Origin of the sequence: Aliidiomarina sp. (genome assembly GCF_022565475.1) — a bacterium.
Taxonomy (GTDB): domain Bacteria; phylum Pseudomonadota; class Gammaproteobacteria; order Enterobacterales; family Alteromonadaceae; genus Aliidiomarina.
On the sequence record NZ_JAIUMR010000005.1, the window covers coordinates 169,703 to 179,674 of the forward strand.

At 51.4% G+C, this 9,972-nt stretch carries 10 protein-coding genes, 1 tRNA gene and 1 CRISPR repeat array (1 of these 12 running past the window's edge); of the genes, 2 read left to right on the plus strand and 9 right to left on the minus strand.

Annotation, left to right across the window (positions count from 1 at the left end; translation table 11 throughout):
- Positions 1–1,732: direct repeats of the CRISPR family, unit length 27 nt; unit sequence CCGTTCCCCGTACACACGGGGATAAAC; it begins 1,103 nt to the left of the window's first position.
- Positions 1,733–2,135: 403 nt separating this feature from the next.
- On the plus strand, positions 2,136–2,336 hold the full coding sequence (locus LAT77_RS06435) for a hypothetical protein (protein ID WP_290563738.1): 201 nt from the start codon (positions 2,136–2,138) through the stop codon (positions 2,334–2,336).
- A 76-nt stretch (positions 2,337–2,412) separates the two neighbouring features.
- On the opposite strand, the gene rnt is transcribed toward LAT77_RS06435, so the two are convergent.
- Genes rnt through rsxA form a run of 8 tightly spaced genes read right to left on the minus strand, consistent with a single transcriptional unit; the run spans position 2,413 to position 9,056 of the window.
- A complete protein-coding gene (gene rnt, locus LAT77_RS06440; protein ID WP_290563739.1) occupies positions 2,413–3,039 on the minus strand; it encodes a ribonuclease T in 627 nt (208 codons plus the stop codon).
- A complete protein-coding gene (nth, locus tag LAT77_RS06445) occupies positions 3,039–3,674 on the minus strand; it encodes an endonuclease III (RefSeq protein WP_290563740.1) in 636 nt (211 codons plus the stop codon). The genes rnt and nth overlap by 1 nt, the downstream gene beginning before the upstream one ends.
- 7 nt (positions 3,675–3,681) lie before the next feature.
- The gene (locus tag LAT77_RS06450; protein WP_290563741.1) at positions 3,682–4,380 is read right to left on the minus strand and encodes an electron transport complex subunit E; all 699 of its coding nucleotides are present in this window, start codon (positions 4,378–4,380) and stop codon (positions 3,682–3,684) included.
- The gene (gene rsxG, locus LAT77_RS06455) at positions 4,370–5,032 is read right to left on the minus strand and encodes an electron transport complex subunit RsxG (protein WP_290563742.1); all 663 of its coding nucleotides are present in this window, start codon (positions 5,030–5,032) and stop codon (positions 4,370–4,372) included. Before rsxG ends, LAT77_RS06450 begins: the two co-directional genes overlap by 11 nt.
- Before the next feature lies 1 nt (position 5,033).
- Complete coding sequence (rsxD, locus tag LAT77_RS06460) at positions 5,034–6,110, minus strand: electron transport complex subunit RsxD (RefSeq protein WP_290563743.1); 1,077 nt, start codon at positions 6,108–6,110, stop codon at positions 5,034–5,036.
- Positions 6,107–7,879 carry an electron transport complex subunit RsxC gene (gene rsxC / locus LAT77_RS06465; protein ID WP_290563744.1) on the minus strand — a complete coding sequence of 591 codons (1,773 nt, stop codon included), beginning with the start codon at positions 7,877–7,879 and terminating at the stop codon, positions 6,107–6,109. The genes rsxD and rsxC overlap by 4 nt, the downstream gene beginning before the upstream one ends.
- Entirely contained in the window at positions 7,876–8,475 is a 600-nt protein-coding gene (gene rsxB / locus LAT77_RS06470; protein WP_290563745.1) for an electron transport complex subunit RsxB, read from the minus strand. The genes rsxC and rsxB overlap by 4 nt, the downstream gene beginning before the upstream one ends.
- Entirely contained in the window at positions 8,472–9,056 is a 585-nt protein-coding gene (gene rsxA, locus LAT77_RS06475; RefSeq protein WP_290563746.1) for an electron transport complex subunit RsxA, read from the minus strand. The genes rsxB and rsxA overlap by 4 nt, the downstream gene beginning before the upstream one ends.
- Before the next feature lie 223 nt (positions 9,057–9,279).
- On the opposite strand from rsxA, the gene LAT77_RS06480 reads away from it, so the two are divergent.
- Positions 9,280–9,801, plus strand: a complete 522-nt coding sequence (locus tag LAT77_RS06480) for a phosphatase PAP2 family protein (RefSeq protein WP_290563747.1) — start codon at positions 9,280–9,282, stop codon at positions 9,799–9,801.
- 91 nt (positions 9,802–9,892) lie between these two features.
- Here the strand turns inward: LAT77_RS06480 and LAT77_RS06485 are convergent.
- Positions 9,893–9,969, minus strand: a tRNA-Asn gene (locus tag LAT77_RS06485).
- Positions 9,970–9,972 lie beyond the last annotated feature (3 nt).

A 9,972-nucleotide genomic window follows, 5' to 3' on the forward strand; every position in this document is an offset into this window, starting at 1 on the left:
CCCCGTACACACGGGGATAAACCGCAGGCACATTCACGGGCGAAGTGATTGCCGCTCCGTTCCCCGTACACACGGGGATAAACCGCCTACTTCAACGAGGGCGGCATTGGTGCGCGGCCGTTCCCCGTACACACGGGGATAAACCGAAGAACTTTATGAGCGCATGGACGAAGATCAACCGTTCCCCGTACACACGGGGATAAACCGTGGACTACATTCGAGTGCGCCTACCGCGACTCCCGTTCCCCGTACACACGGGGATAAACCGCAGAAGCAATCGCTCTCACCACACTAGGAGAACCGTTCCCCGTACACACGGGGATAAACCGCTGTCAGACCAAACCGTTTGACTCGTATCTGTCCGTTCCCCGTACACACGGGGATAAACCGTTTGCTGACTCTGATGGCGCTGTAGTATTAGCCCGTTCCCCGTACACACGGGGATAAACCGTCGAGGCAGTGCTGCGAGGTTACGAATATCGCCCGTTCCCCGTACACACGGGGATAAACCGCGCGGATGCTTAAAGACGGTTGGTGTGAAATTCCGTTCCCCGTACACACGGGGATAAACCGTCGAGCAAGCCAACGACGCCATGAGCCGTATCCCGTTCCCCGTACACACGGGGATAAACCGTTAGATTTTTTACAACCATTGATGGTGCATTACCGTTCCCCGTACACACGGGGATAAACCGTATGCGACAGGGCAGACACGGTATTTCGTGTTCCGTTCCCCGTACACACGGGGATAAACCGCAAAACTTGCGCGGAATTTTCACAAATCCTACCCGTTCCCCGTACACACGGGGATAAACCGTCTGATGAGGTGGCGGAGTTGGAAAGCCTGTGCCGTTCCCCGTACACACGGGGATAAACCGCCCATTTATTTGCCGATAATCCAATGGACTCACCGTTCCCCGTACACACGGGGATAAACCGCGCGAGGTGAGTTATGACGACTATTAAGAATGCCGTTCCCCGTACACACGGGGATAAACCGCCGGAAGCCGCAGGTCTGACCGATACACACAACCGTTCCCCGTACACACGGGGATAAACCGATAGCTTGGTTAGTAATTTACCGGCAGGGCGTCCGTTCCCCGTACACACGGGGATAAACCGTTGGCGTTAAATGACGATTTGAGCAACCTACACCGTTCCCCGTACACACGGGGATAAACCGCAGAGCGGGAACGGTTGGGAAACGAAAATGACCCGTTCCCCGTACACACGGGGATAAACCGCAGAGCGGGAACGGTTGGGAAACGAAAATGACCCGTTCCCCGTACACACGGGGATAAACCGCATCAAACTGAATAGCTACTCAAGCTCAAGACCCGTTCCCCGTACACACGGGGATAAACCGTCGTAACAGCGCTGTCGCTTCGTTGTCTGTACCCGTTCCCCGTACACACGGGGATAAACCGCGAATATCACAGGTACAGTAACAGGTTCTGATCCGTTCCCCGTACACACGGGGATAAACCGCATCTATTTTATCGGTGATATTCACGGTGACACCGTTCCCCGTACACACGGGGATAAACCGTAATGGCATACGACCTCGCAGCCACAGTCTTCCCGTTCCCCGTACACACGGGGATAAACCGCCTAACAAATACTACGCAATCGAGCTGGTCAACCGTTCCCCGTACACACGGGGATAAACCGTCAGTCTGACGGAGATACTATCTTGGATGCTACCGTTCCCCGTACACACGGGGATAAACCGAACGAATTAACGGGGTCGAGCGAAAACATGATCCGTTCTCGTGGGAACGATTAAAATCAACCATAGATATGGTTGACTTTAGAATGATACCTGCTCTTCTGTGCGAGCGATGTACTGAGGGGATTTTTAAGTATACTTTAGTCAATGGAAAAAACGGTTATATGAAAGGAGTAACGGTTAAATAACAATTAAAATTAGCTGCGATTAGAAGATATTCATCGGTGTAGATATCTTGGCGCATTCAAGCATGTCGACGGGCAAACTACATCATGCCCTGATGAGCCGCAGTGCACGAGTACTGATGGATGGCTGGGTACGAGTACCAGGTGATTGCTTGTAAGGGCATGAGGAAAAGGCGATACTGCGGTATCCAATACTGAGGTTAAAAATTTAAGGGATTATTATGGAAATAAACACTGGACTACTCATTCCGACGTTATTTTTATATGTGCTTTGGGCAGTGATTAATTATGCCTTGGCTAAAGCTGGAAATAAGCCTCCCGTGTTATTTGGTGCTTTATCGCTCATTCCGGGTTTGAATATATTTATAACCTTGTATTTAGTCGTGGTTCTAGCAATGAAGAACGAAAAAACCGCGACTTAAGAAATGCATCAGGCATCAAATAGCAAAACCCATCGAATTCGATGGGTTTTGCTTTTATGCATAATCACTTTACAAATTATTTCTTTAGCGGCCAGCCACCCAAACTCTGATAACGATTAACCATCCAACAGAATAGCTCGGCCGTGCGTTCGGTGTCATACACTGCGCTGTGGGCTTCTTTGCCATCAAAAGCGATGCCAGCGGCGTGACAGGCTTTCACAAGCACGGTTTGGCCGAGTGTGAGTGCTGCCATGGAAGCAGTGTCAAAGCTGACGAACGGATGAAACGGGTTGCGTTTTAGGTTGGCCCGCTCGGCTGCGGCCATCACGAAGCTGTGGTCGAAATTGGCGTTGTGACCAACGAGCACTGAGCGTTGGCAGCCGGCTGCTTTTTGCGCTTTGCGAATGGCTTTAAAGATCACGCGTAAGCCTTCTTCTTCGGAGACAGCACCGCGCAGGGGGTTGAACGGATCAATACCATTAAAGTCGATGGCCGCTTGTTCAATATTGCTACCTTCAAACGGCTCGATATGGGCATGGTGAGTGGCGACTGGCACCAGTTCGCCGTCGTCGTTGAAGTCAACGATCACCGCCGCGATCTCGAGTAGCGCATCCGTTTTCGGATTAAAGCCAGCCGTTTCAACGTCAATGACCACTGGCAAATAGCCGCGAAAGCGATCTTTAATCTCAGGTTTTTCAGTCATCAAATTTCCGTTTTCTCTTTATACTCACAAAGATCTTCAATTAAGCAGGAGCCACAGCGCGGCTTGCGAGCAATACAGGTATAGCGACCGTGAAGAATGAGCCAGTGATGCACGTCGACTTTGAATTCTGCTGGAACAACCTTTAACAGTCGCTGTTCGACGGCGTCAACGGTCTTTCCCGGTGCAAACTTAGTGCGATTGCTCACGCGGTAAATATGGGTGTCGACCGCAATCGTCGGCCAACCAAATGCGGTATTGAGCACGACATTCGCGGTTTTACGGCCAACGCCAGGGAGCGCTTCGAGTGCTTCGCGGCTCTCAGGAACGACACCGCCATGTTGTTCGACTAAAATCCGGCAGGTTTTAATCACGTTTTCGGCTTTGGTATTAAATAAGCCTATTGTTTTAATGTAATCCTTAACGCCATCAACACCCAATGCCAGCATATCTGCGGGGTTATTGGCAACGGCAAACAAGGGCCCTGTGGCTTTGTTGACGCCTACGTCGGTGGCTTGTGCCGACAATAAAACGGCAATCAGCAGTTCGAACGGATTACTAAAATTCAGTTCAGTGGTCGGGTGCGGATTGTTATCGCGCAGCCGGGTGAGTATTTCAATTCGTTTTTGTTGATTCATAACCTACTTAATTCACTGTCGTTACGCGCGCACGTTGAGCTTTCTCAATCGGCGCTTTGGCGAGCTTGGCTTTGCGGCGACCGTCAATCCAGTTTTTACCGGCAATCAGAAAACCCATCCCTAAAAATGCACCCGGCGGTAAAATAGCCAGTAACAAGGGGTAGTCGAACGAGAATAATTGGATTTTTAAATCCCGTGCCCATTCGCCGAGGAGTAATTCAGCACCAGCAAATAGGGTACCTTGGCCAAGGATCTCACGCAATGCGCCGAGCGCGACGAGCACCAAGGTAAAGCCGATGCCCATCATCAAGCCGTCAAAGGCGGAGTGATACCAGTTGTTTTTGGACGCATACGCTTCGGCGCGGCCGATAATGGCACAATTGGTTACAATCAGCGGGATAAAGATACCCAGCGCCATGAACAGGCCATAGGTAAAGGCATTCATGGTCAGTTCGACCAAGGTGACAAAAGTCGCAATGACAATCACGAATACCGGAATACGGATTTCATTCGGTACCCAACTGCGCACCAAGGAGACAGTGATATTCGAGCCGACTAACACGAGCATGGTCGCAATCCCCAAACCCAGGGCATTGGTGACAGTGCCAGTTACGGCGAGAAGTGGACACAGGCCGAGCAATTGCACCAGTGCGGGGTTATTTTCCCACAAACCGTCTTTTGCTAAGGTTTGATACTCAGTACTCATAAGGTTGTTCCTCGCTCACTAGAGGCTCGCCACTACAGTTCGAGGGGGCGGCAAAAAGGGCGTCCATATTGTTCTGTGCGTACCATGCTGTGCGCTGCACCGCAGCGACCACGGCTCTCGGTGTAATGGTTGCACCGGTAAACTGATCAAACATGCCGCCGTCTCGACGTACACGCCAACGGGCGTCGTTTTCGCTGCGCACACGCTCGCCATTGAAGGAGAGAATCCAGTTATCCCGTTGAATTTCTATTTTGTCACCGAGTCCAGGTGTCTCACGATGCTGTAATACCCGTACGCCTTTAATCTGCGCCTGCATATTCACCGCGACAAGCAAGTGAATGGCGCCGCTATAACCGTCAGGCGCTGTTGTTCGTAACACCAAAGCATGAGGCTCGTTGTTCATACGTGAACGATAGACAGGTTGCTCGCGAAGCCCTAGCACATCAATTGCTTGCACCATGGTGCAGTCACTGAAGAGATCGTTGTCATGTTGATCAGGCGGCACAAGTTCATTTAACGTCCGCAACAACTCGTTTCGCTCTTGCGTGGCAATGCGGTCGGCGGTGAGGAATTGTGTCGCGACAATGAGGGCAGTCGCGGAAATAGCAAAGGCACCCAAAATTAGTCCGTTCTTACGCATGTTCTTGAGCATATTATTGGCCTCCTCGAACGTCGCCATAAGCCTGCGGACGAGTATATTGGTCAATTACAGGGACACACAAATTGGCTAGCAAGACAGCGAAAGCAATCGCGTCGGGGTAACCGCCGAAACTGCGAATCAGATAAATTAACAAGCCAATTAAGGCGGCATAAATTAATTTGCCTCGATTCGACGTTGCTGCTGAAACTGGATCGGTGGCAATAAAGAAAGCAGCCAACATGGTGCCACCGCTAAACCAATGAATGTTCAGGCCGGGTAGGGTGTCTGGCGCAACGATGCTGCCGATGATCGTGGCTACTGCAAGCGTACCTAATAAGGCGCCCGGAATTTGCCATTGAATGACCCGCTGCTGAAGGAGTACAAGTCCACCGAACAAGTAAGCAACGTTGACCCAGAGCCAGCCGTGACCTGCAAACGCACCGAAAATGGGGTTGCGTAAACTTTCACTCAAGGTTAGGCCTTGCGCCAAGTCGGTTTTAATTTGATCCAAGGGTGTAGCCATCACAACGGCATCAAGAAGTTGACCGGTTGCAACAGCACGGACTTGATTGACACTGTAACCATCGCTGGTGAACTGGAATACGATCAAGCGCAACGACTCAATAAAACTTGTTGTATCGCCAGCCAAGGTCACCGGTGGTAGCCAACTGGTCATTTGGACGGGAAATGAAATCAGTAATAGGACATACGCGGCCATGGCCGGATTAAAGATGTTGTGGCCAATGCCGCCAAAGAGGTGTTTGACCACGACAATGGCAAATACGGTACCGATAACAATCACCCACCACGGCGCTAGCGGTGGAATGCTGACGGCTAATAAGGCTGCGGTCACCAGTGCAGAATAGTCCTGAATGCCACGAACCGGTGAGCGATTGCGCGCAGACAGGCAGAGCATTTCCGCAATAACAGCTGTGCTACCGGCAATAATCAGCTGCCAGAAAATACCCCATCCAAAAAAGTAGAGTTGCGCGAGTACACCCGGAACCATGGCCAATAAAACGAGACGCATGATGGTCGTTGTCGTTCGCTTTTGGTGGTGATGGGGCGATGGTGCAATGAAAAAACTCATGAGTCCTCACCATTTTTTTCTGCCTGTTGAGCAGCTGCTTCGCGTTCGGCTTTGCGTGCTTTGGCACGAGCGACCGCAGCAGCGACCTGGGCTTTCTTATCGTCAGCTGCGCTTTCCGCTTCTGAACTTTGCTCGGCTTCGCGTTGCGCCTTGCGTGCTTTGGCACGCGCAACAGCTGCCGCCACTTGATCTTTCTTATCATCGACAGCAGGCGCATTTGCGCTTTCTTCCTGCGCTGCTTTCCGGGCTTTAACGCGAGCAAGCGCTGCCTGCACCGGATCTTCTTCATTGCTCTCGGCACGTGCGGCTTGGGCGGCTTTGCGTGCCTCAGCGGCCTTGCGATGCTTCTCTAGACGCTCTTCCTTCTCACGTTCGAGACGCGCTTGACGGGCCTCGAAGCGTTGCCGTGCTATCTCTGATTTTTGCTGTTCAATCAGTTGTTCACGAATTTGTGCTTTTGCTTGACGATAGTAGTAAACCAAAGGAATTTCGCTGGGGCAGACATAGGCACAAGCACCGCACTCAATACAATCGGCCAAATGATGTTGTTTTAAACCATCGTAATCTTTTGCTTTTGCCAGCCATTGCAATTGTTGCGGTAACAACGAAGCAGGGCAAACCTGTTCACACGCACCACAACGGATGCAGGCCATTTCTTCGTCAGCAGGACGTAATTCCGTGGCGCTAGGAGCGAGTATACAGTTGGTTGTTTTGGTAACGGGCACATCCAGCGATGGGATCGTGTAGCCCATCATCGGGCCGCCAATAATAACGCGCTGTTGTGGCTCGGCCTTGAAACCACAGGATTGCAACACATGGCCCACTGGTGTGCCGATAGGTACCCAAGCGGTGCAAGGTTCAGCAACAGTTTCACCGGTGACGGTTACGACGCGCTCCAACAGGGGCTCGCCGGCATCGACGGCTTTGGCAATCGCAAACGCGGTGCCAACATTGTGCACCAACACGCCAATGTCGGCCGGCAACTGATTCGCTGGCACTTGCTTGCCGGTGAGTATTTGAATCAATTGCTTCTCGCCACCCGAAGGATAACGCGTTGGAATGACCCGCAGGATGAAATCAGAGTTGTCTGTCGATAATGCCGCTGTCATCGCCGCGATGGCTTCAGGCTTGTTGTCTTCAATCGCGATTACGACTTGCTTGGCGGCAGTCAATTCTTGCAGAATTTTGCTGCCACGGAGAATCCCTTGGGATTGTTCGCGCATGAGACGGTCATCTGCGGCAATGTAAGGTTCGCATTCAACACCGTTAATAATCAGTACATCAATGCCCTGAGCACCGGCAATTTTTCGTGCGGTAGGGAAGCCTGCGCCACCCAAACCGGCGATTCCCATCGTTTGCAAATAATTGAGAATCTCGCGACGCGAGAGCGTTGATAAATCGCCCAATGGTTCGCGCGCTCCCCATTCATCAAGATGGTCGACCTCAATGCAAACCGTCGGTCCGGTTAGGGCTGATGGGTGGTTGAGAGGATGCTCAGTGATGGCTGTGATGACACCTGAAGTAGGTGCATGTACGGGTAAACCATTGTCGACACCCGGTTTGCTCAGCGGCTGACCCTTTGTCACCCGATCACCGACACTGACACACAGCTCAGCGATGAGCCCTGAGTGCTGGCGCAGAGAAACGTAGAGCCTATCCGCAAGCGGTAAACGTTTGGTCGGCGTTGAATTCGCCGGCGCTTTCCGCTCAGGGGGGTGAATGCCACCTGGGAATGTATGTAATGGACTGGTCGTGGTTAATTCTATCACTGCGTCTCAACCTGTTGTTCAGTCGTTGGCGATGAAGCGGATCCGTCGATGTATTGGACTGGAATCTGCTCGAGATCCCATTTCCAGCGCTCGGGTTGAATTGCGACTGGCACCATATCAATACAATCGACTGGGCAGGGCTCAACGCATAAATCACAGCCGGTACATTCGTCGGCGATGACCGTATGCATTTGTCTGGCAGCGCCCATGATGGCGTCTACAGGGCACGCCTGAATACACTTAGTACAACCGATACATTCGTCTTCGCGAATCACCGCGACTTTCTTCACATCTTCTTCGCCGTGCGCCGCATCCAAAGGTTTCGCTTCGCGTCCAAGTAAGTCAGCAAGCTTATCGATGGTCGCTTGACCGCCGGGTGGGCATTTATTGAGCTCATCACCGTTGGCGATCGCTTCAGCATAGGGTCGGCAGCCCGGATAGCCGCACTGACCGCATTGTGTTTGTGGTAGCAAGCTATCGATTTGTTCGACAATTGGATCGCTTTCGACCCGGAACCGAATGGCAGCAAAACCAAGAATAAGCCCGGCAATGATGGCTAGTGCGGCTAACGCCAGAATACCAAACAACCAACTCATGAGGCGCTCACCAGTCCGGCGAAGCCCATAAAGGCAAGCGACATAAGACCTGCGGTAATCATACCAATTGCGGCGCCTTTAAACGGGGCAGGCACGTCCGCGGCGGCAACGCGTTCGCGTAATGCGGCAAATAAAACTAAAACTAATGAAAAACCTACCGCAGCACCGAAGCCATAGACGATTGATTGAATGAAATTATGTTGTTCATTGACGTTTAATAACGCGACACCGAGCACCGCACAGTTGGTGGTGATCAGGGGTAAAAAGATACCGAGCAAGCGATATAACGTTGGACTCGTTTTATGCACAACCATTTCGGTGAACTGAACGACAACCGCGATCACTAAAATGAAACTCAAGGTGCGGAGCGACATCAATTCAAGCGGCTGGAGAATATACTGATTCACCAAGTAGCTGCTGACAGATGCCAGGGTCAATACGAACGTGGTCGCCAACGACATACCAATGGCAGTCTCGAGTTTGTTGGAGACTCCCATGAATGGGCATAGACCAAGAAATTGCACCAATACAAAGTTATTGACGAGTACGGTAGCAACTAAAAGTACGATGATTTCGGTCATTCTTCCTATCCGGATTAGTGTCGGTTCACCGAATTGCGGTAACGACCTGCTATTATCAAGGTTTAGGCGCTGAGAAACAACTTACAGATAGTAGGTTTTTTCAGGCTGATACCGAGAGTAGGATAAGGGGGTCGTGGATTTCGGTGCAGGTTTAAAGATTTTCAAGTAAGATAGCCGATCTGCACACGCTGTAGGTGCGGCAATTAGTGAATAAGGATGGGCCTTGGCTTCGATATTTCAGCGACTTCGCGATCTTGACGAACGTACGTTTGACTGGGTCTTCCAGGCAACTCGGGCGTTAAGAAAAAACCGGTTTGCTTTTTGGCTGTCACGCAGTGGTGATGGACCTTACTACGCCTTATTTGCACTCTTGTCGGCGATTGCTGCGATTGAAGGCAGCATGTTGTTTATTCAACGCGCTTTGATTGCCTTCGCGATTGAAGTGCCGCTGTTTATCGGTTTAAAGAATCTGTTGCGCCGGGATCGACCTTGGTTGCGACGGAAGTTTAAACCCGTGATTAAACCTGCCGATCGCTTTTCTTTTCCTTCCGGCCATACCACCGCAGCATTTCTATTTGCGGCGCTTGTGGTTGCTAGCTTCCCAGTCTGGGCCGTGCTCTTCTATGGCTGGGCCACGCTTGTGGGCATTTCGCGCGTTGCCTTAGGGGTTCACTTTCCTAGTGATGTCATTGCTGGGGCTATTCTGGGTACGTCAATTGCGGCTTTTGTTGTCGCTGTCGTTTAGCAACACACATTCATTGTCGATTGGGTCTGAATCGCAGGCATAAAAAAAGCGCTTGCGCGCTTGTGGTGACCTTGGCACTGGGCGTTTAAAGTGGCTCCCCAGGTTGGATTCGAACCAACGACACATGGATTAACAGTCCACCGCTCTAACCAACTGAGCTACTGGGGAATC